This is a genomic window from Paraburkholderia yinzeri, from assembly GCF_046581065.1.
Classification (GTDB): domain Bacteria; phylum Pseudomonadota; class Gammaproteobacteria; order Burkholderiales; family Burkholderiaceae; genus Paraburkholderia.
In genome coordinates this window covers 206,798-229,127 of record NZ_JBFOCJ010000002.1, presented here as the reverse complement: position 1 = coordinate 229,127, position 22,330 = coordinate 206,798, and the positions used below count along the sequence as shown (strand labels likewise).

Here is a 22,330-nt window from a genome sequence, read left to right as displayed (position 1 = left end):
TTGCAGCCCCGTCAGTCGGTTCGGCGTCGCCGGTCGTATTCCCGCAATGCCTCGGCAAGCGCCGTATCCGGCCATTTTTCATCCAGCGCCTGGCGCAGTATCGCCTGCTGGCTCCTCGGCGCGAGGCCGCCGACGGGCGGGTCGCGATCCAGATTGGCCGGAAACGGATAGCCTTCGGCGCAAGATGCAATCACCGCCTCGATTTCCCCATCGGTCATCCGCCCGGCGGCGCGGTCGTCGCGCAGAACGGGAAATAGCGCTTCGCACATCCGCCGGCGATCGACGCTTTCCATCGCGCGGCCGAATGCCGACGAAATCTGCAACAGATTGGCCATGCGCTGGACGTCAGCCGTCCGGTTCGCGCCGGCGGCGTGAAACAGCGCCGGATTGAAAAACAGCGCGTCGCCCTTTTCGAGCGGCAACTGCACGAAATGCGCTTCGAAATACTCGCGAAAATCCGGGCGTCGCCACGCCAGATAACCCTCGGCATAGCGCTGCGAATACGGCAGAAGCTTGGTCGGCCCGCTCTCGACCGGCATGTCGCTGTGAGCAACCGCGCCCTGAAGCGTGAGGAACGCGGAGACCCGGTGCACGTGAGCCGGGAAGCGCTCGGCCTCCCCGGCCGTCAGGAAGCCGAGGTGGTAGTCGCGGTGCGCGAGCTGGGCCTCGCCCCCAGGACGAACGACGTTGACCTGCGAGGTCATCTGATACGCCGGCCCGAGCCAGGCCCCGGCAACCGCCGCGAGCATCGGATTGGCGAAGTAGCGGGCAAACACGGCGGGCGCCTGCAGACAGAGCTTCTCCTGAGCGTTCCAGATGCGGTCATTCGCGCCGGCCTTCGCGAAATGATCGCCCGCACCGTTCCCGTTGGCGCGCTCGGTGCGGATGATCGATTCGAACACGGCAGTCGCTTCGTCGACCGGACCCACGTCGTCATAAGCTCGCTGGAGCACCAGCACGCCGGCCCCGTCGTGCAGAATGCGCGCCCATTCCGCCTGCAGGCCGGCACGCTGCCGTTCATCCGCCACCACGTGGCGCAGGGCGCGGCAGTCGTACAGCGGAATCTGCTGCCCGACGGCGCTGGCAAATCGCAACGGCGTGGGATCTCGCCGTTCGAGCAGCGCCGCGAATTCGTCGAGCGAGCAGCCATGCTCCGTGTACCAACCCTCGCTGCGCGCTTCCGGGTGCGCTTTCAGGTGCGCTTCTGCGCGCATTTCACGCTGGTTCATCGCGTCTCCTTCCCATCCGGTTTTGTGTCAAACAAGCATAACGGCGAGAGCGAAGCGTGAGCTATCATGAATCGATCAAAAACACATCAAGACGGAGGCTTCGAACGTGGCTCACCGGTTTCTGGTCAAGGAGATAGCGCTGCAGGCAGGTGTGGGCCTCGCGACGGTCGACCGTGTGCTCAATGGCCGGGTGCACGTGCGCGAGCACACCCGCAAGCGCGTCGAGCAAGCCATCCGGGAACTCGAAAAGCAGGAATTACAACTGGCTACGGCTAGCCGCAAGCTCGTGGTCGACGTGGTGGTCGAGGCGCCCTCGAGATTCGCCGACGAAATCCGGGATGCCCTGGAAGCCGAATTGCCGGGCCTGCATCCTGCCATCTTCCGGCCGCGCTTCCTGATGCACGAGACCATGAGCACGGAGGACGTCGTCGCGGCACTCCGGGTGATCGGCCGTCGCGGCAGCCACGGGGTGTTTCTGAAGGCGCGCGATGTTCCCGAAATCGCCGAGGCAATCGGCGAATTGCAGCAGCGCGGTATTCCGGTGGTGACGATCTTCACGGACATTCCGCATTCGGGCCGCATCGCCTATGCGGGTCTCGACAATCGCGTCGCCGGCGCGACGGCGGCCTATCTCGTGGGACAGTGGGCCGGCACGCGGCCCGGCAGTGTTCTCATCACCCTGAGCGACGAGCGCTTCCGCGGCGAGGAGGAACGGGAAATCAGTTTCCGGCGGGCACTACGCACGCGCTACGCGCACCTCGCGCTCGTCGACGCAAGCGGCGGACATGGTCTCGACGAAGCGACCGAGGCGCGCGTGCGCGCCGCGCTGGCCCGCCATGCCGATATCACCGCGGTCTATTCGATGGGAGGCGGCAACGTCGCGATCCTGCGCGCGCTGGCAGCGCTGCAGCGCGCGCCGGTGGTCTTCGTCGGTCACGACCTCGACCGCGACAACGTGCGCCTGCTGCGCGAAGGCCGGATCCAGGCAATCCTCCATCACGACCTTCGGCAGGACATGCGCTCGGCCTGCCAGCACGTCATGGGCTTCCACAAGCTGCTGCCTGCCGCCGCCGTGTCGCCGTCGTCGTCGGTGGTCGTCGTCACCCCGGAAAACATTCCGGAACATATCGCCCGCCGCTATGCCCGCCATGGCCGCGATGACCGCTACGACCAGTAAGCGGCTCATGTACCATCGGTCCGATTTCACATACCTCTTATCGGGAAACTCCATATGGCCACGCCTGCTCTCGAACCCGCCGTCACCGTCTATCGTGGCGGCATCGTCGAAAACACCCACCGGGCCCACGTCGCCGTGGTCGATGCGGACGGCCGGCTGCTCTATGCCTCCGGCGATCCGTACCGCGTAACGCTCGTGCGCTCGGCGGCCAAGCCTGCGCAGGCGCTGGCCGTCGTCGAGACGGGTGCGCTCGAGCGCTTCGGCTTCGACGACGCCGACCTCGCGCTCATGTGCGGCTCGAACAGCAGCGAAGACCGGCACGTCGAGCGCACGCGCCAGATGCTCGCGAAGGTGGCGGCGCAGGAGTCGGACATGCGCTGCGGCCCGCACACGCCGTTGTCGGACGCCGTCTACCGCAACTGGATCAAGCGCGACTTCACGCCGGGACCGGCGTGCAGCAACTGCTCCGGCAAGCACGTGGGCATGCTCGCGGGCGCAAGCGCCATCGAGGCTCCGATCGAGGACTATCACCTTCCGGAACATCCGCTGCAGGCGCGCGTGCGCCAGACCGTTGCACAGGCCTGCGGCCTGCCCGACGACGGCGTGCAATGGGCCATCGACGGCTGCAACCTGCCTACACCCGCCTTCCCGCTCGACCGGCTGGCGCGCCTCTACGCGAAGCTCGCCGATGCCGCGGACCATAGCACCGAAGCCGAAGCCGCTTCGCGCTCCGCCGCCCTCGCACGCATCTACCGCGCGATGACCTCGCACCCAGAAATGGTCGCGGGCGAAGGCCGCTTCTGCACGGCGCTGATGGAAACCTTCGAAGGTGCGCTGGTCGGCAAGCTAGGCGCGGAAGGCAGCTATGCGATCGGCGTGCGCGCTTGCCCGCAAACCGCCCCGCACGCCGGGCAGCGCGCGCTGGGGTTCGCGGTCAAGATGGAGGACGGCAACCCGACCGCACTCTATGCGGTCGTCATGGAAGTGCTGGCGCAACTAGGCATCGGCACTGCGGCCCAGCACGCGGCGCTCGCGCGTTTTCGCACGCCGCGGATCACCAATACGAAGGGCGTCGAGACCGGGCAAGTTACGGCAAAGCTCGCCCTGCGTGCGAGTACCTGAAACCGGTACTCGCCCCCCGCCCCGGCGAGCCGCTCACAGCAATGCCACGACCTTCACGTCGCTGCGGTCCGCTGCCGCGACCACCTTGCCGTCCACGCGCCGGAACGTGAGCGTGACCGTCGACTTGCCCACGCGCAGATCGCCGATCTCGAGCCAGTCGATGCCTTCGGGCAGCATCGGTTCCTCGACGCGCACTTCGTGGCGCGCCGCGTCGATCGAAATGCCGAGGCACGCTTCGAGCATCATGAACGGCGAACCGGCCGCCCAGGCCTGCGGCAGACAAGCGACCGGATAAGCCGTCGGCGGCTCGCCGCGGCGGCGCGGGAAACCGCAGAAGAGCTCGGGCAGGCGCATGTCGAAGGTGACCGCCGCTTCGAAGAGCGCCTGCAGCAGACGCACCGCGGCCTCCTTGTGGCCATAGCGCGCGAGCCCGCGCGCGCAGAGCGCGTTGTCGTGCGGCCAGACCGAACCGTTGTGATAAGCCATCGGGTTGAAGCGCGCCTGCCCGGCGGCGAGCGTGCGCACGCCCCAGCCCGTATGGAACAGCGCCGATTCGAGCGTGCGCGCCACGCTGCGGCCGCGCTCGTATTCGGGCAGGCCGAAGGCAAGCAGATGCCCCGCGTTCGAAGCGAGCACGCGGCACAGTTCGCCGTGGCCGTCGAGGGCGATGCCGTAGAAGTCCGACTCCGGCATCCAGTATTTTTCCTCCACGCACTGCCGGATTTTCGAGGCGCGCGCTGCGTAGCGGATGGCTTCCTCGGTCAACCCTCGGTGAGTCGCGAAACGCGCCATCGTGTCGAACGCGGCGCTCGCGTAGGCTTGCACCTCCACGAGCGCGATGGGACCGTCGGGGAAGCGTCCGTCGGCGTGGAACACCGAGTCGTGGCTATCCTTCCAGCCCTGGTTCGCAAGGCCGCCTTCCGATTCGCGCCGGTAATCGAGCAGCCCGAGCGCGTTGCGGTCGCATACGCCCGACACCCACGCCGCCGCGCTTTCGAGCTCGGGCCAGAGTTCGTCGATCAGCGCCGTGTCGCCGGTGCGCTCCACATAGGCGCCCGCCAGCACGACGAAGAGCGGCGTGGTGTCCACGCCGCCGTAATAGAGCGCGAACGGCACCTCGCCCGTTGCGGCCATCTCGCTCTTGCGCATCTCGTGCATGATCTTGCCCGGCGCCGCGTCGCGGAACGCCGAGTTCTCGCGCGCCTGGTGCGCCGCGAGAAAACGCAGCACGCCGCGCGCGAGCGCGGGGGTGAGCCACAGCGTCTGCAGCGAGGTGATGACCGCGTCGCGCCCGAACGGCGTGGAGAACCATGGAATGCCCGCATAGGGATACGGGCCGGTCGGCAGATCCGTGGTCAGCAGGCCGAGGTCGGCGATCGAGCGGTTGATCCACGCGTTGAAAAGCGGATTGCTCGAACGCACGCGCGCCGTCGCGCGGCGGCGCTCGCGCATCACGATGTGCGAGTCGACGAGCGCCGCGCGCACAGCCGCGCGGCCCACGCGCTGCCCTTTCGCGTCGGCAAGGCAATGCTCGGGCTGGATGATGCTCGCGCTCGGCGCGTCGGGCGCGGCGCCCTCCAGCGGCTCGACCGCGATCGCCACGGTCAGGTAGACCGAGTCGCAAGCCTGGGCGGGAAGCGCCACCGAAAAGTCCGCGCGATCCGCGAAGAGCTTGTCCGGCGTGGGCGAGAACTCGATGCGCACGCGCCGCGCGACCTTGTCGCGGCCGATGTACTCGAGCCGCACCTCGCCGTCCTCCACGCGCGCGGGGGCGAGCGTGCCCCGCACTTCGCGCTTGAGGCCGCGCACTTCGAACATGTCGCGGAAGTCGCTCGCAAACGAGATCGAAAGCGGCACGACAGCATCTTCGGTACCGTAGTTCGTGAGCTCGATGGCCTCGGTCATCATCGTGCCCGAGAGCACGCGCGAGCGCTGCACGTGGATCACGCCTTCGGGCGTGGTCGAGCCGCCGAGCGGCGGCAGCGGACGGTTGGTGAGGTGCGCGGTGAAAGCGGTGTTGTCGCTGCTCACGCTGCCCGAGAGCAGCGACGGCACGCGCCCGCCGAAGGTGAGGCGCAGCGACGAGAGCACGCGCGTGTCGTTGACGAAGAGACCGTCGTCGATGCCGGTGAGGTCGCCGAGCGGATCGTTGACGATGAAGGTGTCGCCCGACTTCAGCACATGCTGGGTCGCGCTGGCGACCTCGGGGGTTTCGGGCGCGATGAACGCGCCGTCCGTATCGTGTTCGGGATGATCCACGCCGCCCGAATGGGTGACGCCGCCGAGTGCTTCTGGATCCTGCATCGTCTGGCTCCTGTGCGGTTCGCTTCCGCTCGATTGTAGAGGCTTCTGCCGCGGCCGACGAAACGCATGCCCGAACCGCAAGAAACATGCGCAAAAAAGGCGCCGGCACGCGGATGCGTGCGGGCGCCTCTGCCTCTTATACCGGCAACCGGCAGCCTGCGGGACTTAGCGCTGCGCGATCGGCCTGGCTTCGCGCGACGCGTCGCCGATGAAGAGCTGACGCGGACGGCCGATCTTCTGCTCGGGGTCGGCAATCATTTCGTTCCACTGCGCAATCCAGCCCACCGTACGCGCCATCGCGAAGATGCAGGTGAACATCGACGTCGGGATGCCCAGCGCGCGCTGCACGATGCCCGAGTAGAAGTCCACGTTCGGGTACAGCTTGCGCGACACGAAGTATTCGTCTTCCAGCGCGATCTTCTCGAGCTGCATCGCCAGCTTGAACAGCGGATCGTCGTGCAGGCCCAGTTCGTTGAGCACTTCGTAGCACGTCTCGCGCATCAGCTTCGCGCGCGGATCGTAGTTCTTGTACACGCGGTGACCGAAGCCCATCAGCTTCACGCCCGAGTTCTTGTCCTTCACCTGCTTGATGAACTCGGGAATGTTGTCCGGCGAGCCGATCTGCTCGAGCATGTTCAGCGCCGCTTCGTTCGCGCCGCCGTGCGCCGGGCCCCACAGACAGGCGATACCGGCCGCGATACACGCGAACGGGTTCGCGCCCGACGAACCGGCCAGACGCACCGTGGAGGTCGAGGCGTTCTGCTCGTGGTCGGCGTGCAGGATCAGGATGCGGTCGAGCGCGCGCACCAGCACGTCGTTGACCTTGTACGCTTCGCTCGGCGTGGAGAACATCATCTGCATGAAGTTCGCGCTGTATGACAGGTCGTTGCGCGGATACACGAACGGCTGGCCGATCGAATACTTGTAGGCCATGGCGACGAGCGTCGGCAGCTTGGCGATCATGCGAATCGCCGACACCTCGCGATGAGTCGGATCATTGATGTCGAGCGAGTCGTGGTAGAACGCGGACAGTGCGCCGACCGCCGCAACCAGAATCGCCATCGGATGCGCGTCACGGCGGAACCCCCGGTAAAAGAAGTGCATCTGCTCGTGAACCATCGTGTGATGAGTGACGGTCGCAACGAACTGGTCCTTTTCCGTCTGCGTGGGGAGTTCGCCCTTCAACAGCAGGTAGCAGGTTTCGAGGAAGTCGGCGTTCTGCGCGAGATTGTCGATGGGGTAGCCGCGGTAAAGCAGCTCGCCCTTGTCGCCGTCGATGTACGTGATCGCCGAGTTGCACGACGCCGTCGACATGAAGCCCGGGTCGTACGTGAACATGCCCGTCTGCCCGTACAGCTTGCGGATGTCGATCACGTCCGGGCCCAGGGTGCCCTTGTAGACCGGCAACTCGACGCTCTCTGCCTTGCCAGGAATCGTGAGCGTGGCGTGTGTCTTCGAATCAATCATGTCTTGTCCTTGAGTGGCTGTCACATCGCACATGCCGCAGCGCGGGGCCCCTCGAACAGCGGGTGGCATCGCTGCGACCACGTGGCGCATTCTACGACCCTGCGCGGCAACGATTGACAACTATTCCGGCAACAATGCCTCTTCACTTACGCAACGCTCATCGCTTTCAGCCGCCTTCCACGCACTTATTGCAACAATATTTTGCTCTTGCAGTGCAACATCCCGCCCTCAGTTCTGCGATACTGCGACGCATGCAGAGACTTCCCCTATTGACTTTGCATGTCACTCTGCTGGCCTGCCTTGTTTAGGCGGGCCTTTTTTCTCTAGTCACACGCGCTTGAAGCAAAATGTAAGGAATAGCAGATGAATATTTCGATCGACACCCTGTTTGCGGAAGACGAACTGGCCGAAGGCTCCGTTGTCACGGCGCTGAACCATCAGGACATCGTGGTCGCGCTGTCCGCCGCGCTGGCGTCCGAGCGCGTCGCCGTGCTGCACATGCTCTACCCGCGCACCGACGCACGTACGCACCGCAGCCTCGATCACCTCGTCGACAAGCTGAACGGCCACGGCCTGCACCAGGTCGCGCGCCTCGTCTCGCAGGAAGCGCACTATCTCGTCTTCAAGGATCCCGTGAAGGCACGGAAGGCTTTCCATGAGATCCGCAACGACTCGCTGGCGATCGGCGTGCACCTCTACTACGCGGGCCTCGTGGGCGAAGCCGCCGAGCATGCGCTCGATGCCCACGCGCTCGAGCGCGACTAAGACGCCGGATCACCGGGCCTCGCAGAAGGCCGCCCCCCCGGGCGGTCTTCCGCGAGGGCTGGCCCTTGCCGCCGGCGTCCCCTCATACCCCTCTCATACCGCTTTACGCCACGCCTTTCAGCGCCCGTGCCCACTCACGAACTGGTCGATGAGCATATTGAATTCGGCCGGACGCGCGAGGTTCATGCCATGCGAGGCGCCATTCACGGTCTCGCGGCGCACGTCGGGCATCCACGTCTCCAGCGCTGCCACGACACGATGGAACACGGCGGGACTCAATTGCCCATCTATCAGCAGTACCGGACACGCCACCTGTTCCGCATCCTCGCGCGTATAGGCCGCGAGCGGATCGCGAAACTGGGGTCCGAGGGTATGCGCATTGTCGGTCGCCATGCGGCGGAACGAATGCGTGCTCTTCGCCCAGAAGCCGGGCCGGCTGACCGAATCGACGAAAAGCTCGAGCCCCGCGTCCACCTCGCCTGAATCGATCAACTGCACGGCGCGGGCGCGCAGCGCATTGACGGTCTCGGGCAGTTGCGCGAGCGTCTGCCCCGGCATCTGCACGGGACCGCCCGGATCCGCCAGCGTGAGCGAGCGCACGAGCCGCGGATGGCGCTGCGCGAAATGAAACGCCACGTTGCCGCCGCGCGAATGCCCGATCACATGGGCCGGCCCCGCCCCGAGAGCTTCGATGAATTCGCCGACTTCGTCGGCATGGCGGCTCCAACTGAAAGGCTGCGCGTGCGCCGGATCCGGCGCCGGCCAATAGTGCGTGAGGCTCACAGAAACGCAGCGGTAGTGCTGCGCGAGGCCCGCAAGCTGGGGTTGCCAGTAGCGGTAGTCACAGAGCGAGCCATGCACGAACAGCAGCAGCTCGCCCTTGCCGCGTTCGACAAAGGGCATGGGCACGCCGCCGGGCAGTTCGACGAACGACCCGGGCGCGGGAAAGACGGCTTGATTCACGGCGAAAAACGATGAAAACGACGACGCGCCGGCTGGGCCGCGCGCGGGACGTGTCAGGAAAAAGGCGCCATTGTCCCACGTTGTGGCACAACGCGTGTACTGCGCACGGCAGCGCCTGGCTGCCTGTGCGACTCGCTTACTCGAACACGCACGCGTCGAGGCATGCCGCGGCGGCGCCTGCGCCGCGCACGGCACAGGTCAGCGGCTCGTCGGCCACGCGCACGGCGACGCCCAGTTCGCGGGCGAGGCACTGGTCGAGCCGCCCGAGCAGCGCGCCGCCGCCGGTCAGCACGATGCCGTGATGCGCGATGTCGGTGATGAGCTCGGGCGGCGCGGTTTCGAACACCTGGCGCACCACGCCGATCACCTGCCGCAGCGGCGCGGCAAGCGCGTCCGCGATGTCGTGGCTCGACAGCTCGATCGTGCGCGGCAGGCCGTCCTCGACGCTGCGCCCGGTCGCGCGCATGGTCTCGATCGGCTCGCCATGCAACGCGCTGCCGATGGTCTTCTTGACGTGTTCCGCGGTCTGCTCGCCGAGCACGACGCCATAGAGCCCGCGTATGTAATTGACGATGGCGCGGTCGAATTCGTCGCCGCCCACGCGCACGGAGCCGCTGCAGGCCACGCCGCCGAGCGCGATCACGCCGACCTCGGTCGTGCCGCCGCCGATATCGACCACCATCGAGCCGGTTGCCGACGAAACGGGCAGCCCCGCCCCCACCGCCGCCGCCAGCGACTCGCCGATCAGGTTCACGCTCGCGGCGCCCGCGGCCAGCGCGGTTTCGCGAATCGCGCGACGCTCGACATGGTTGGCCGAAGCCGGCACGCAGACCGTGAATGCCGCGCGCCGGCCGAACAGGCGGCGCGGCTGCGCCATCGCCACGAAGCGGCGCATCATGTGCCCGGCTGCCGGGAAATCCGCGATCACGCCGTGGCTCAAGGGGCGCACGGTCTGGAGATTCATGGGGGTGCGGCCAAGCAGGTCCCGCGCCTCGCGGCCCACCGCGGCAATCGTCGGCTCGCCGGCCTTCGTGCCGCGCTCGAAGCAGACTACCGAAGGCTGGTTCAGCACGATGCCCTCGCCTGCCGTGAAGATCAGCGTGTTCGCCGTGCCGAGATCGACCGCCACGTCGTCGCGGGACAGCCTTGTCAGGAAGGAGGAATGCGGCTTCGCTCGAGCCATGTCGGTCTTTTGTGCGCGGTCTTTTGGACGATTAGGGACGGCCCCGCCAACGGCCCGCCCCGCCGGAACCCGGCGATGCGTCACGCTGGCCGCACCCCGGGCGGATCGGGCTTTCTCAGCCCATGGGCTACCTCATTGGACTCGTTAACGGCCAAGGCCGCCGCAGACTTTAGCCGCGTCAAAAATAACCGTGCAGCTTAGCCGCGCAATATGTATCGAATAAGTCACGCAGAGGCGCCGCGCGCGCCTCAAAAACGCGATTCCAGGGTCCGAACGAGCGCATCGCGGCCAAGCAGGACGCCCTGCGGCGTGATCGTGTGGCCCACGCCCGGCAGCACATAGGCCCCGACGGCATAGCCCGCGTCGCTGAAGGCGATCGCCGCGCGCTCGAGCTCCTGCACCGGAATCACCTCGTCGTCCTCGCCATGCACGAGCGTGAGCGCCGTACGGCTCTTCGCGGTCACCGCCGTGACGAGCCGCCCCGCATAGGCGACGACGGCCGCCGCGCCTTCGGGCCGCGTCGCGACGTGGTGCAGCGACATGATCGAGCCTTGCGAAAAGCCGACGAGCGCCAACGCGTCGTACCCGAGCCCCCAGTGCGCGAGCTCGGCGTCGAGCCGTCCACGCAGCACGGCCGCCGCCTGCGTGACACGCGCCTCGCGATTGCTCTCGCCGATGTCGCGCAGGCTGAACCACTGCCGGCCGCCGAATCCGCCGTCGAACGGCTCGCTGCCGTCGAGCGATGCGAACGCGACACCCGGCAGCGCATCGTGCCACGTGTCGGCCAGCGGCAGCAGGTCGCGCGCGTTGCTGCCCACGCCATGCAGCAGCACGACGAGTGCGCGCGCACTGCCCCCGGCCGGCACGAGCCGCCAGCCGCCATCGAACGATTCCCAGCTCATTGGAAGTCCCCTGTTGCCCAATCGACAAGATAAGTTGTGGTCCCGAACGCAGCCGCAAGCATACGCCGAGCCTGCCGGCTTCGTGCAGCAGCGCAACCGGATGCCCCTCTGCGCCGTGGGGATGCTGGCCGCCGCCGCCATGGCCCAATCCGATTGCGGTTAAGCTTGCCGCAAACCCGGACGGGCTGCGCGGCCCGCGCCATCCCGCAGCGGACGAACACGCCAGACACGCGGAGAACCAGCTTGAACCAGCCCGCCCCGCCGCCGCCACTCGAAGGCGGCCGCCTGATCCTTGCGACCATCGCCGTCGCGCTCGCCACGTTCATGAACGTGCTCGACACGTCGATCGCCAACGTCGCCATCCCCACTATTTCCGGCGACCTCGGCGTCTCGGTCGACGAAGGCACGTGGGTCATCACCGTGTTCGCCGCCGCCAACGCCGTGTCGATTCCGCTGACCGGCTGGCTCACGCAGCGTTTCGGGCAGGTGCGCCTGTTCGTCGCCTCGATTTTCTCGTTCGTGATCGCCTCGTGGCTGTGCGGCATCGCACCGACCCTGCCGTTCCTGCTCGTCGCGCGCGTGCTGCAGGGCGCCGTGGCCGGTCCGCTGATTCCGCTCTCGCAGGCCATCCTGCTCGGCTCCTGGCCGAAGGACAAGTCGGCCACGGCGCTCGCGTTCTGGGCCATGACGACGACGGTCGGCCCGATCGCCGGCCCGGCGCTGGGCGGCTGGATCACCGACAGCTACAGTTGGGCGTGGATCTTCTACATCAACATCCCCGTGGGCCTGTTCGCGGGCACCGCGACGTGGCTGATCTACCGTCACCGCGAATCGCCCACGCGCAAACCGCCGATCGACATCGTGGGGCTCGGGCTCCTTATCGCGTGGGTAGCGTCGCTGCAGATCATGCTCGACAAGGGCAAGGATCTCGACTGGTTCAATTCGCCCGTGATCGTCGGTCTCGGCATCACCGCGCTCGTGAGCTTCGCGTTCTTCCTCGTCTGGGAGCTGACCGAGGCGCACCCCATCGTCGATCTGCGGCTCTTCGCGCAGCGCAACTTCCTTGGCGGCACCGTGGCGATCTCGGTCGCCTACGGCGTGTTCTTCGGCAATCTCGTGCTGCTGCCGCAATGGATGCAGGAATACCTGAATTACCGCTCCGTCGATGCGGGCCTTGTCACCGCGCCGCTCGGCATCTTCGCCGTGATCCTCGCGCCGGTGGTGGGCCGCATCCTGCCGCGCTCGGACGCGCGCATCATCGCGACGATCGCGTTCGTGCTTTTTGCGGGCGTGTTCTTCATGCGCTCGTGGTACGTGATCGAGGTCGACACCTTCCATCTCGTGCTGCCGACGCTCCTGCAAGGCATCCCGATGGCGCTCTTCTTCGTGCCGCTCACGGCGATCATCCTCTCGGGCCAGCCGCCCTCGCGCATGCCGGCGGCCGCGGGCCTCTCGAACTTCGTGCGCGTGTTCTGCGGCGCGGTAGGCACCTCGATCGCGACGAACGCCTGGAACAACCGCACGATCCTCCATCATGTGCGGCTCACGGAGCAGGCCTCCGTCGACAACCCCGTCTTCCGCCAGTCGATGGAGAACACGCAGACGCTCCTGCATCTGAGCGAGCCTTCCGCGCACGCGCTGTTCGATTTCCAGCTCACCACCCAGGCCGCGATGATGGGGCTGAACGACATCTTCTATATCTCGGCGATCATCTTTCTCGCGATCATCCCGCTCATCTGGGTCACGAAATCGACGCGGGGCGGAGGCGGAGGCGCGGCCGGGGCGCATTGAACGCCGGGCGGTGTTGCGCCGCGGCGGGAATCGCTACAATCGCCGGGACCTGCGGCCCATCCGGACCGCTCCCCGCTTTTTCGCGCATTGCTTTTTTGTATTACCCGCCCATGGATTACCAGCCGATACTCGACGCCATCCACCGCGACCTGCAGCCCTACATCGGCACGGGCCGCGTCGCCGACTACATTCCCGAACTCGCGAGGGTCCGCGCCGACCACTTCGGCATGGCCATCGTCACCGTCGACGGCCGCATCTTTCGCACCGGCGACGCCGACGTGCGCTTCTCGATCCAGAGCATCTCCAAGCTGTTCGCCTGCACGCTGGCGTTCCAGTTGCTCGGCGACGCACTGTGGGAACGCGTGGGACGCGAGCCTTCAGGGACTGCGTTCAACTCGCTGGTCCAACTCGAAAGCGAGTGCGGCAAACCGCGCAATCCGTTCATCAACGCGGGCGCGCTCGTCGTCACCGACGTGCTGTGCCGCCGCTTCGTGAGGGCGGAGACCGCACTCGTCGACTTCATGCGGCGGCTCACGGGCATACGCGAGATCGATTACGACCTGCGCGTGGCGCAGTCGGAACTCGACCATGCCGAGCGCAACCGCGCGATGGCGCATTTCATCGCGAGCTTCGGCAATCTGGAGATGCCCGCCGACGCCGTAATCGACGCGTACTGCCGCCAGTGCGCGATTTCGATGAACTGCGTGGAGCTGGCGAGCGCCGCGCTCTTTCTCGCGAACGGCGGCGTCTCGGCCGCCGGCGGCGGGCATGTGCTGGACGCCAGCTCCGCCAAGCGGCTTTCCGCGCTCATGCTGACCTGCGGCACCTATGACGCCGCGGGGGACTTCGTCTACCGCGTGGGACTGCCCGCGAAGAGCGGCGTGGGCGGCGGCATCGTGGCCGTGCTGCCGGGGGAATTCGCGGTGTGCGTGTGGTCGCCGGGGCTCGATCCGACGGGAAATTCGCTGGTGGGGACGCTGGCGCTGGAGTGGCTGACGACGCGCACGGAGCGGTCGATTTTCTGATGCTCAGGCTGCACCGATCGGCACGTCAGCGGGAATATGCAGTCCTGCGTGTAGACGCCGGATCATTACCAGGCTTAGCGCTCGCTTGCCATTCAGCACTTCATAGACGCGGTTCGTATTGCCGATATAGGACTGCATATCAGTCGCGGTGAGGCTTTGCTGCTCCGTCCTGAACTTGATCGCTTCGACAGGATCGGGACTCTCGAGCGGAAAGTTCGTTTCCTCATACCGCTCACCAGCAATGACAGGATTTCGAGTTCGTCGCCTTCGGGTGTACCGGACTCGGGATCTATCTCGACGACCACAGTACGGCAGCGAGCGCAGCCTTCTAATCTTCCTCAGAATGCACCGGACGAATGTCCATTCCCACTACTCCAGTTCCACGGTTGCCGCATCGATTTTGTCGTACTCGCGGCGTACGTACCCACGATCCTGAGGCATACGCCAGATCGCGTTGGCAGCTTCAGCGCGCCATGCCGACATCGCCTGTTCCGCGCGTACGTGATTTCGTCGCTCACCCGCCCACGCAGTCATGCCAGCCGCCCCACGCTCCGTGACCTGGTGTCGGCCTCTCCAAGCCTGAACACCGCAACCGCGTCACGTAGCGACCTTGTCTGAGCATCCATGGAATGCGCAGCAGCCGACGTTTCTTCCACCAGTGAGGCATTCTGTTGCGTCACATCGTCCATCTGGGTGATCGCCTTGCTGACCTCCCCGATCCCTGTGCTCTGTTCGGCCGATGCGGAGGAGATTTCCAGCATGATGTCCGCGACATTCCTGACTGAAGAAACCACGACATTAATCGTACTTCCCGCCTCCTCGACCAACTTTGAGCCCTGCGTGACCCGCGCGACCGACTCACCGATCAGATCCCCGATTTCCCGTGCCGCCGCTGCACTGCGTTGGGCGAGATTGCGAACTTCGGTTGCGACAACTGCAAATCCCCGCCCTCCTTCCCCTGCGCGCGCCGCTTCTACTGCCGCATTCAAGGCAAGAATGTTCGTCTGGAATGCAATGCTCTCAATAACGGAGACGATCTCCGATACTTTGACAGAGCTTTCCGAAATATCGCGCATCGTGTGAACGACGCTCCCCACAACCACCCCTCCCTTTTCGGCGACGTTTGCTGCGGATTGCGCAAGCGTCGTGGCGCGCTGCGCATTGTCCGCGTTCTGCCTGACGGTACCCGTTAACTGCTCCATGCTAGACGCTGTCTGCTCAAGAGAAGCCGCCTGCTCTTCGGTTCGCTGGGAAAGGTCCGCGTTGCCTTGTGCGATCTGGTTCGCTGCTACTGAAATGGAATCGCTCGATGTCTTGATTCCAGCCACGATTTCCACAAGCTGGATCTTCATCGCCGCGATCGAGTGCATCAGGCTTTCGGTGTCTCCTTTTCGGATCGGTATGTGAACCTCCAGGTCCCCTGAAGCTATCCTGCCCGCAATCAGTGCCGCTGTCGCAGGCTCACCCCCCAATTGTCTGGCAAGCCTGCGGGTAACCCTCCACGTCACCAGCAGGCCAACGATCACGGCCGCCATGATCAGCGCCTTGACAACGGCCCTGATGCGATTATACGCATCGTAGGCCACGTCACCCTCGTCGCTTGCCCCCTGCAGATTCACGTCCGTGATCGTCTGGAGCTCCTTTTCAAGGCTTCCTCGAAGCTCTGTTCCCTGTCCGGAAAGCAGACCTGCTGCATCCTGGGACCGGCCTGTCTTCACCAGGGACCGCACCTGCGAATCCAGTTGCGAATACTTTGGCATAAGCATCTGGATGTGCGCATATGCTTTCTGCTCCGCTGTCTCATGCAGCGTTGTTTCATAATCGCCAGCAGCTTTTTGCCACGATTTGAATCCCTGATCTACGCGACTGTTTGCCAGCTTCGCTTCGTCAGGCTTTGTGGCCGACACTAAGCGGAATTCCTCAAGCGCAATCTCCTTCAACGCAATTGCCATCTGCTGGCTCGCAGCCACACCTGGAATCCAGTTCTCGCGAAGCGATTCGACGTGGTCATTTTCCCTGTAAATTCCCGAGAGCCCCAAAAGACCGATACCGACCAGCATTAGCAGCACGACGCCGAATGCAAGGACAAGCTGCGTGACAACTCTCAAGTTTGCAAGAACCTTCACGATTCCTCCTAAGAGACGGTTTCATAAAGGCTGTTGAGTTCGCTGAAGAGTGTTCCAGCAGATCAGGCAACAACCGAGTTTGAGGAACGCGTCGTGAATGTCCGCACGGCGTTCGAAGCGAATACGCAAACGGCGGAAGTTATGCAACCAGGCATGGGTACGTTCGACGACCCAACGAACTTTTCCAAGGCCGCTACCGTGCGGGTGACCGCGCCGTGCGATGCGGGTGGGGATGTTGCGCACGTGCAGGAGGCGCCGGTACTTGTCATGATCGTAACCACGATCGGCGTAGACACGGCCAGGACGACTCAGCGGCCTGCCGCGCACCCCGCTAATCGGCACGATGGCCTCGATCAACGGGATCAGCTGGGTAACGTCGTGACGATTGGCGCCGGTCAGGATTGCCGCGATCGGCGTGCCGTTAGCGTCGGTGGCGATGTGGTGTTTGGAACCAGGTCGTGCTCGATCGGTGGGGTTCGGGCCAGTTTTTCGCCCGCCCCAACCGCGCGAATCGACGATGAGTCGACGACGACGCGGGAGAAGTCGATCTTCCCGGCCGCTCGCAGTTTCGCCAGCAGCAGTGCGTGCAGTCGATCCCACACGCCGGCTTGCTGCCAATCGCGCAGCCTGCGCCAGCAACTGACGCCGGAGCCGCATCCCATCTCCGCTGGCAGATCTCGCCAGCGGATGCCGGTCTTCAGCACAAACAAGATGCCGGTCAGCGCAGCCCGATCCGGTACCGGCTTGCGACCCGGATACTTGAAGCGGCGTGGCTTCGCTGGTGGTAGCAGTGGCTCGATCAGTGCCCACAGTTCGTCGTCGATGATTGGTTTGCCCATCTCCTCGATCCTGTTGTCACAACAATCGAGGTTAACAGGTTGCGTTACGGGTTAACAGCCCCTACGAACTCTTTTTGAAACCGTTTCTAAGTCAAGCTGAAACCGCTCCGGGTACACGTCATGTATAGACGCTCGGGTGCCGAGTGGTTCTGTTTAATATCGATTCCCTGGCTCTGGAAACTCAAACGCCATGGCCCGTTCACCTGGATCAGTCGCAACGGCCCAAACTGCGCCGCAGCACGCCGATCGACGCATTCACCCCTCTTGCCCCGAAGTCAGAATTACCTCGAGGCCATGCTCGGATATCGATCGTCGTTGCTCCCGACGACAATTCGTTCGGCTACGCGTTCTGGTTACAGTTCGCCGCTTCTTTTCGCGAAAGATTTTGCAGCAGCCTTTACCGACGGGGCTGCCTTCATACACGCCCGCTCGTCGAAAGTTCATGCAAAAAAATTCTCAATCGATGTAACCGGTGTCTGGTACATCGCGAATTAGCTCGTGTATCCGCCAGGGATACTTCCATTTCAACTACTGGAGAACGTTCATGTCCGCAAAGACTACTGTCAGTTCCGCCCTGCTCGCAGGCGCCGTTGCAAGCCTGCTCGCTTCAGTCGCCCATGCTGCGCCGCTCACCAAGGAAGAGATGGGCGCTGCCGTCTCTGCCCACAAGGAAAAGTGCTTCGGCGTCGCGTTGAAGGGGCAAAACGACTGCGCCGCCGGTCCGGGCACTACCTGTCAAGGCACCTCGACTGTCGACTTCCAGGGCAACTCGTGGAAGTTCGTTCAGGGCGGCACGTGCTCGAGCATCGTGGTGCCGGGCGGCGGCCACGGTTCGCTTACGCCGATCAAGTCCTGATTGCCACAACGACGATAGAGAGACGGGACGGCCATGAACGCTTCCATCCGATCAGTGGCGACCGAAGCGTCCGGCCGTCTTCGTCGCTCGGCGACCCACGCGGCCGGGCTCGCCGGCACAAGCTTCAAGTCCGAACATCTCGCGGCAATACTCGAAGACGGTCTGCAGGACGGCTTCTTTGAGGTGCACGCCGAAAACTATATGGGCGCCGGCGGGCCGCCGCACCGCACATTGAGCACGCTGCGCGAGCAGTATCCAATCTCGCTGCACGGCGTGTGCATGTCGATCGGTGGACCAGACGGACTCGACACCGACCACCTCGCGCGCTTTGGCGAGCTGATTGCGCGCTACGAACCCGCGCTGGTTTCGGAACATCTCGCATGGTCCTCGCACGACGGCACGTTCTTCAACGACCTGCTGCCGCTGCCCTACACGAAGGCAACGCTCGACAAGGTCTGCGAGCACATCGATCAGGTACAGGATGCCATTCGACGTCCGATACTGCTCGAAAATCCATCGACGTATGCGGCCTTCGCTTCGTCGACGATGAGCGAGACGGAATTCATCCGCTCAGTGGCCCAGCGCACGGGCTGCGGGCTGCTGCTCGACGTCAATAACGTTTTCGTTTCGGCGACTAATCACGGTTATTCGGCGCGCGCCTATCTCGCGGATTTCCCGCTCGAACGCGTTGGCGAAATTCACCTGGCAGGTCATAGCGAACAACACGACGACGAACATGCGCCTCTGCTCATCGACAGCCACGATCGGGCCATTTCCGATCCGGTATGGGCGCTCTACCACGACGTTATCGCGCGCACGGGACCGATCCCGACACTGATCGAATGGGACAGCCAGTTGCCTGCGTGGTCTGAACTGCGTGCTCAGGCGCTCATGGCCCGGCGAATCGTATCGGCATCCGATGTATCCAACCCGGAGCTCGTTAGCCATGAAGGCTGAACAACGTTCATCCGGCTTCGCCGCAACCTTCGCGCCGGGACTCATAAATCCCGAGATCGCCACACCCGAAGATGTCGTGGCGGCGCATGGCAACGGTGTCGTCAGGCGCTACAACGTCTATCGCAACAACGTCACCGTCAGCCTCATCGATGCACTGGCCGTCATTTATCCCGCCGTGCAGCGCATCACGGGCGTCGAGTTCTTTCGCGCGATGGCTCGTTTTCACGTGCGTGCTACGCCGCCGGCTTCGCCACTCCTGTTCGAATATGGACGCGATTTTCCGTCGTTCATCGAGACCTATGAGTACGCGCGCGAGATGCCGTGGCTTGCGGACACGGCACGCATCGAGCGCGCGTGGCTCGATGCGTATCACGCTGCGGATGCCACGCCGCTCACGACAGAAGCATTCGCGAGCATCGATCCAGGATCGCTTGCCCAGGCGCGCCTCGTCCCGCATCCGGCCGCGCGAATCGTCCGCTCGCGCTACCCGGCCGTTGCGATCTTCGCAATGAACCGGAAGGACGGTCCCGTCACTGCGTTGCATTCGAGCGATGCAGAGGACGCGCTCGTCACGCGGCCTGACGCCGACGTGATCGTCTCGCGTCTGCCCGCGGGCGGCGCTGCGTTTCTCACCGCTCTCATTGAGGGCGTGCCGCTCGGCGCCGCCGCGCAAGTGGCCTTCGATGAGACCGACACCTTCGACCTGCCGGCCAACCTGGCCGCGATGATTTCGGCCGGCGTATTCACTGCCGTTCAACCAGGAGAGTGACATGCAGACCCGACAAGACTCCAGGCCGTCCTTTCCGGCCAACGTCGCGAACATGATCGTGTGCGCGCGGCGCTTCATCGAACGACTCGCGCAACCGTCGTTTGTACAACTCGTACTGCGCCTCGCGCTGGCCGTGCCGTTCTGGAAATCAGGCATCCTTAAATGGCACGGCTTCCTGCAGCTCAACGACACGGCTATTTATCTCTTCACCGACGAATTCAAGCTCCATCTGCCCGGTGGCCCTTATCCATTCCCGGCACCGGCCATTTTTGCGTTCTTGTCGGCATGCGGCGAAGTCGGCTTCCCGGTGTTGCTCGTGCTCGGATTCGGCACGCGTTTCGCCGCCGCCGGTTTGCTGCTGATGACGTGCATCATCGAGTTGACCGTGCCGGACGGCTGGCCGATCCACATCACGTGGGCCGCCATGGCGCTCGGCATCGCCGCATGGGGCCCGGGCCGGATTTCGATCGATTACCTGCTCGGAGACCGCTCGAATCGGTCATGAAAACGCGAGATCTGATTACCCGGCTCGCGAGCGAGATGTCACCCGTCGAACATAATGCAGTGCCGAGGCTGCTCAATCGCGCACTGATGCGTGGACTGGCCGGGAACGCTGCACTGCTTGTCGCGCTATACGGCCTGCGCAGCGATATGCCCGAGCTGATTTTCACGGCAATGTTCTGGGTACGTCTTGCGTTCCCACTTGCGATTGTTGTTGCGGCCATGAAGCTCACGGAACGGCTCGGCCGCCCCGGCGCACCACTCAGGCTCGCCTGGTTCGCTGTGGCGTTGCCTATCGGCACAATGCTGTTTGCCGCAGGCAGCATTCTATTGGCAACGCCGCCTGACTATCGGCTCCAGCTAATGCTCCGCACGACGTGGCGCACGACGACGGCGAGCGTCGTGTTGCTGTCGCTTCCGTCACTCGCCGCCATCATGCACGCGATGAAGCAACTCGCGCCGACTCGTCTCGCGTCTGCTGGCGCGGGCGCAGGTCTCCTGGCCGGCGCGCAGGGGTTGCTCGTCTACTCGCTGTATTGCTCGGAGATGGCGGTGCCTTTCTGGGTCGTCTGGTACGTGCTTGCAATTATTATCATGATCGCCATCGGCGCGGTTATCGCGCCGCGCTATCTGCGCTGGTAAAGGCCTCCTGCCCCGGCATCATGCCCGCACTGGAACAAACCATTGAGGGCCTCCAGGAAGCTGTTATCCAGAATCTCATCAAGATCGCGAACCGCACCCGGATGCTCGATTAACACGATGACATCTGTTTCATCGTTTGCTCGTCTGGCATAGTCGATCATGCTGGTTTGCCATTGGTACTGCGCGCGGAATGGCCCCCAGCCGCGCACACCCTGCGAAGGGTACTTGGCAAAAGATACCGCATGCTTCGCATCTTCCTTGCAAGTGATCATCGGCACGACAATGCTCCTTGCACCCGCATCAAGCGCCAGCTTGATTTGTGCAGCATCGTTGCGTATCACCCGGATCCACGGCTCCACTGATGTCCCTATCGTCGCAGTCACCATTCGATAAGCGGCTTCTATCGAAATTGGACCGTGCTCCATGTCGATCAGCACAAAGTCAAGGCCTACATGGGAAAACATTTGCACCAATTCCGGGATGGGCAGGTAACGCCAATGCCCAGCTTGACGCCTTTGGGTTTTAGAAATCCACTGTCAAGATAAGCCGAATGATTAGCAGGACTGCTATGCATTATTCGGCTCCTCTAATGCCGTGGCTCACCGCGTGGTAACCGCGAACCCACGAAACGATCAGAGACCAAGGCATTAGAAAAACTGCTGAATCTCCTGAGCGATCGAATCCACGTTCGTCTCCAGTGCAAAATGGCCCGTATCGAGAAAAACGACGCGCGCACCCGGAATGTCGCGCCGAAAGGCCTCAGCGCCCGGAGGGATAAAGAACAGATCGTTGCGGCCCCAAACTGCAAGGAGCTTCGGTTGCCGTTCGCGGAAAAATGCCTGATACAGCGGATATCGCTCGATGTTGCGCTTGTAATCAAGCTTCAGATCAATCTGCAGATCGGCGTTGCCGGGGCGCGCCAGAATCGCCGCGTCGAGCGTATAGGACTCCGGCTCGATCACGCGTGGATCCGGCACACCTTGAAAGTAGGCAGCTTTCACTCCTTCAAGGCTCAGGCGAGCACGGATTGGCTCTCGCTTGTCAGGACTCGGATTTGCCCAATAAGCGCGTAGCGGCGCCCAGGCCTTTTCACCCAGCCCCTCTACATATGCGTTGCCGTTTTGACTGACGATGCCTGCTACGCGATCCGGATAGTTCAGCGCCAATTCCCAGCCAACCGGCGCACCGTAGTCGAAGACGTACATGATGTACCGTTTCAAATTCAATGCGTCTACAAATGCCGTCATCGTCCGGGCCAGCGACGCGAAATCATAGACGTACTTACGCTCCGCCGGAATCTCGGTAAAGCCGAACGACGGGAGATCTGGTGCAATCATCCTGAAGCGGCCGGCGAGTTTTGGCATCAGATGCCGAAAATAGAACGAGGAGTTCGCGAACCCATGAAGCAGCAACAACACGGGGGCATCGGCTGGACCGGCTTCGCGGTAGAAAACGTCCACGCCATCCGCGCGGATCCACTTATGCTCAACGTCGGCCGATAGACCGCTCAGTTGTGTCCCGGCCCCGACGGGAAGACTGGCGGCAAGGCCGGCAGCTAGCACGCCGCCGGCGAGGAGTGCGCGACGAGGCGGATTCGAAGGATTGCCTCCGTCCTTGCGTGCGGTTGGATCCAGAAAGGATGTGCGATCAGGCATTACAACTCCAATTTAAGAGAGGTCAGCGCAGGGTTGCGCAGTCGCTGTTCGTCCAGA

At 64.0% G+C, this 22,330-nt stretch carries 20 protein-coding genes; 10 read left to right on the top strand and 10 right to left on the bottom strand.

What is annotated here, in order from left to right; all coding sequences use genetic code 11:
* Positions 1–11 precede the first annotated feature (11 nt).
* Positions 12–1,214 carry a phytanoyl-CoA dioxygenase family protein gene (locus tag WJ542_RS18145; RefSeq protein WP_411192484.1) on the bottom strand — a complete coding sequence of 401 codons (1,203 nt, stop codon included), beginning with the start codon at positions 1,212–1,214 and terminating at the stop codon, positions 12–14.
* Between the two features lie 121 nt (positions 1,215–1,335).
* Between WJ542_RS18145 and WJ542_RS18140 the strand changes: the two genes are divergently transcribed.
* Both WJ542_RS18140 and WJ542_RS18135 read left to right on the top strand, forming a co-directional pair.
* Positions 1,336–2,406 carry a LacI family DNA-binding transcriptional regulator gene (locus WJ542_RS18140; RefSeq protein ID WP_411190796.1) on the top strand — a complete coding sequence of 357 codons (1,071 nt, stop codon included), beginning with the start codon at positions 1,336–1,338 and terminating at the stop codon, positions 2,404–2,406.
* Positions 2,407–2,460: 54 nt separating this feature from the next.
* Positions 2,461–3,528 carry an asparaginase gene (locus tag WJ542_RS18135; RefSeq protein WP_411190795.1) on the top strand — a complete coding sequence of 356 codons (1,068 nt, stop codon included), beginning with the start codon at positions 2,461–2,463 and terminating at the stop codon, positions 3,526–3,528.
* Between the two features lie 33 nt (positions 3,529–3,561).
* On the opposite strand, the gene WJ542_RS18130 is transcribed toward WJ542_RS18135, so the two are convergent.
* Entirely contained in the window at positions 3,562–5,832 is a 2,271-nt protein-coding gene (locus WJ542_RS18130; RefSeq protein ID WP_411190794.1) for an amylo-alpha-1,6-glucosidase, read from the bottom strand.
* Between the two features lie 165 nt (positions 5,833–5,997).
* Positions 5,998–7,299, bottom strand: a complete 1,302-nt coding sequence (gene gltA, locus WJ542_RS18125; protein ID WP_411190793.1) for a citrate synthase — start codon at positions 7,297–7,299, stop codon at positions 5,998–6,000.
* Between the two features lie 363 nt (positions 7,300–7,662).
* Between gltA and WJ542_RS18120 the strand changes: the two genes are divergently transcribed.
* Positions 7,663–8,064, top strand: a complete 402-nt coding sequence (locus tag WJ542_RS18120) for a hypothetical protein (RefSeq protein WP_411190792.1) — start codon at positions 7,663–7,665, stop codon at positions 8,062–8,064.
* Between the two features lie 117 nt (positions 8,065–8,181).
* Here WJ542_RS18120 and WJ542_RS18115 read toward each other — a convergent pair whose 3' ends face one another.
* The 3 genes from WJ542_RS18115 to WJ542_RS18105 form a co-directional block, all read right to left on the bottom strand.
* Positions 8,182–8,967 (bottom strand): alpha/beta fold hydrolase, encoded by a 786-nt coding sequence (locus WJ542_RS18115; RefSeq protein ID WP_411192483.1) that lies wholly within the window; start codon positions 8,965–8,967, stop codon positions 8,182–8,184.
* A gap of 196 nt (positions 8,968–9,163) precedes the next feature.
* On the bottom strand, positions 9,164–10,210 hold the full coding sequence (gene mreB / locus WJ542_RS18110) for a rod shape-determining protein (RefSeq protein ID WP_411190791.1): 1,047 nt from the start codon (positions 10,208–10,210) through the stop codon (positions 9,164–9,166).
* A gap of 248 nt (positions 10,211–10,458) precedes the next feature.
* Positions 10,459–11,112: an alpha/beta hydrolase gene (locus tag WJ542_RS18105; RefSeq protein ID WP_411190790.1), complete on the bottom strand. Its 654-nt coding sequence runs from the start codon at positions 11,110–11,112 to the stop codon at positions 10,459–10,461.
* Positions 11,113–11,355: 243 nt separating this feature from the next.
* Here WJ542_RS18105 and WJ542_RS18100 point away from each other — a divergent pair, with 243 nt between their 5' ends.
* Positions 11,356–12,903, top strand: a complete 1,548-nt coding sequence (locus tag WJ542_RS18100; protein ID WP_411190788.1) for a DHA2 family efflux MFS transporter permease subunit — start codon at positions 11,356–11,358, stop codon at positions 12,901–12,903.
* Positions 12,904–13,013: 110 nt separating this feature from the next.
* Entirely contained in the window at positions 13,014–13,928 is a 915-nt protein-coding gene (locus WJ542_RS18095; protein ID WP_411190787.1) for a glutaminase, read from the top strand.
* A 530-nt stretch (positions 13,929–14,458) separates the two neighbouring features.
* Here WJ542_RS18095 and WJ542_RS18090 read toward each other — a convergent pair.
* The gene (locus tag WJ542_RS18090; RefSeq protein ID WP_411190786.1) at positions 14,459–16,054 is read right to left on the bottom strand and encodes a methyl-accepting chemotaxis protein; all 1,596 of its coding nucleotides are present in this window, start codon (positions 16,052–16,054) and stop codon (positions 14,459–14,461) included.
* Positions 16,055–16,075: 21 nt separating this feature from the next.
* Positions 16,076–16,893, bottom strand: a protein-coding gene (locus tag WJ542_RS18085; protein ID WP_411186887.1) for an IS5 family transposase whose coding sequence is annotated in 2 segments (ribosomal slippage) — positions 16,076–16,545 and positions 16,545–16,893 — 819 coding nt in all. Because the reading frame shifts where the segments join, the coding sequence is not laid out codon by codon here.
* 544 nt (positions 16,894–17,437) lie between these two features.
* Here WJ542_RS18085 and WJ542_RS18080 point away from each other — a divergent pair.
* Genes WJ542_RS18080 through WJ542_RS18060 form a run of 5 tightly spaced genes read left to right on the top strand, consistent with a single transcriptional unit; the run spans position 17,438 to position 20,618 of the window.
* On the top strand, positions 17,438–17,749 hold the full coding sequence (locus WJ542_RS18080; protein WP_411190785.1) for a BufA1 family periplasmic bufferin-type metallophore: 312 nt from the start codon (positions 17,438–17,440) through the stop codon (positions 17,747–17,749).
* Between the two features lie 33 nt (positions 17,750–17,782).
* Complete coding sequence (gene bufB / locus WJ542_RS18075; RefSeq protein ID WP_411190784.1) at positions 17,783–18,706, top strand: MNIO family bufferin maturase; 924 nt, start codon at positions 17,783–17,785, stop codon at positions 18,704–18,706.
* Positions 18,696–19,475: an HvfC/BufC family peptide modification chaperone gene (locus WJ542_RS18070; protein WP_411190783.1), complete on the top strand. Its 780-nt coding sequence runs from the start codon at positions 18,696–18,698 to the stop codon at positions 19,473–19,475. Before bufB ends, WJ542_RS18070 begins: the two co-directional genes overlap by 11 nt.
* Before the next feature lie 52 nt (positions 19,476–19,527).
* The gene (locus WJ542_RS18065) at positions 19,528–19,980 is read left to right on the top strand and encodes a DoxX family protein (protein ID WP_411192482.1); all 453 of its coding nucleotides are present in this window, start codon (positions 19,528–19,530) and stop codon (positions 19,978–19,980) included.
* Complete coding sequence (locus WJ542_RS18060) at positions 19,977–20,618, top strand: DUF1109 domain-containing protein (protein WP_411190782.1); 642 nt, start codon at positions 19,977–19,979, stop codon at positions 20,616–20,618. Before WJ542_RS18065 ends, WJ542_RS18060 begins: the two co-directional genes overlap by 4 nt.
* Here the strand turns inward: WJ542_RS18060 and WJ542_RS18055 are convergent.
* Together WJ542_RS18055 and WJ542_RS18050 are read right to left on the bottom strand one after the other, a co-directional pair.
* Positions 20,603–21,100 (bottom strand): HpcH/HpaI aldolase family protein, encoded by a 498-nt coding sequence (locus WJ542_RS18055; RefSeq protein ID WP_411192481.1) that lies wholly within the window; start codon positions 21,098–21,100, stop codon positions 20,603–20,605. The two genes, WJ542_RS18060 and WJ542_RS18055, sit on opposite strands and share 16 nt — an antisense overlap.
* A gap of 165 nt (positions 21,101–21,265) precedes the next feature.
* Entirely contained in the window at positions 21,266–22,273 is a 1,008-nt protein-coding gene (locus WJ542_RS18050) for an alpha/beta fold hydrolase (RefSeq protein WP_411190780.1), read from the bottom strand.
* Between the last annotated feature and the right edge of the window lie 57 nt (positions 22,274–22,330).

What these genes read in the sequence shown, in the direction of transcription:
- WJ542_RS18145 (WP_411192484.1), bottom strand. Translation starts at nt 1,214, where the DNA reads ATGCGCGCAGAAGCGCACCTGAAAGCGCACCCGGAAGCGCGCAGCGAG.
- WJ542_RS18135 (WP_411190795.1), top strand. Translation starts at nt 2,461, where the DNA reads ATGGCCACGCCTGCTCTCGAACCCGCCGTCACCGTCTATCGTGGCGGC.
- WJ542_RS18130 (WP_411190794.1), bottom strand. Translation starts at nt 5,832, where the DNA reads ATGCAGGATCCAGAAGCACTCGGCGGCGTCACCCATTCGGGCGGCGTG.
- gltA (WP_411190793.1), bottom strand. Translation starts at nt 7,299, where the DNA reads ATGATTGATTCGAAGACACACGCCACGCTCACGATTCCTGGCAAGGCA.
- WJ542_RS18120 (WP_411190792.1), top strand. Translation starts at nt 7,663, where the DNA reads ATGAATATTTCGATCGACACCCTGTTTGCGGAAGACGAACTGGCCGAA.
- WJ542_RS18115 (WP_411192483.1), bottom strand. Translation starts at nt 8,967, where the DNA reads ATGCCCTTTGTCGAACGCGGCAAGGGCGAGCTGCTGCTGTTCGTGCAT.
- mreB (WP_411190791.1), bottom strand. Translation starts at nt 10,210, where the DNA reads ATGGCTCGAGCGAAGCCGCATTCCTCCTTCCTGACAAGGCTGTCCCGC.
- WJ542_RS18105 (WP_411190790.1), bottom strand. Translation starts at nt 11,112, where the DNA reads ATGAGCTGGGAATCGTTCGATGGCGGCTGGCGGCTCGTGCCGGCCGGG.
- WJ542_RS18095 (WP_411190787.1), top strand. Translation starts at nt 13,014, where the DNA reads ATGGATTACCAGCCGATACTCGACGCCATCCACCGCGACCTGCAGCCC.
- WJ542_RS18080 (WP_411190785.1), top strand. Translation starts at nt 17,438, where the DNA reads ATGTCCGCAAAGACTACTGTCAGTTCCGCCCTGCTCGCAGGCGCCGTT.
- bufB (WP_411190784.1), top strand. Translation starts at nt 17,783, where the DNA reads ATGAACGCTTCCATCCGATCAGTGGCGACCGAAGCGTCCGGCCGTCTT.
- WJ542_RS18070 (WP_411190783.1), top strand. Translation starts at nt 18,696, where the DNA reads ATGAAGGCTGAACAACGTTCATCCGGCTTCGCCGCAACCTTCGCGCCG.
- WJ542_RS18065 (WP_411192482.1), top strand. Translation starts at nt 19,528, where the DNA reads ATGATCGTGTGCGCGCGGCGCTTCATCGAACGACTCGCGCAACCGTCG.
- WJ542_RS18060 (WP_411190782.1), top strand. Translation starts at nt 19,977, where the DNA reads ATGAAAACGCGAGATCTGATTACCCGGCTCGCGAGCGAGATGTCACCC.
- WJ542_RS18050 (WP_411190780.1), bottom strand. Translation starts at nt 22,273, where the DNA reads ATGCCTGATCGCACATCCTTTCTGGATCCAACCGCACGCAAGGACGGA.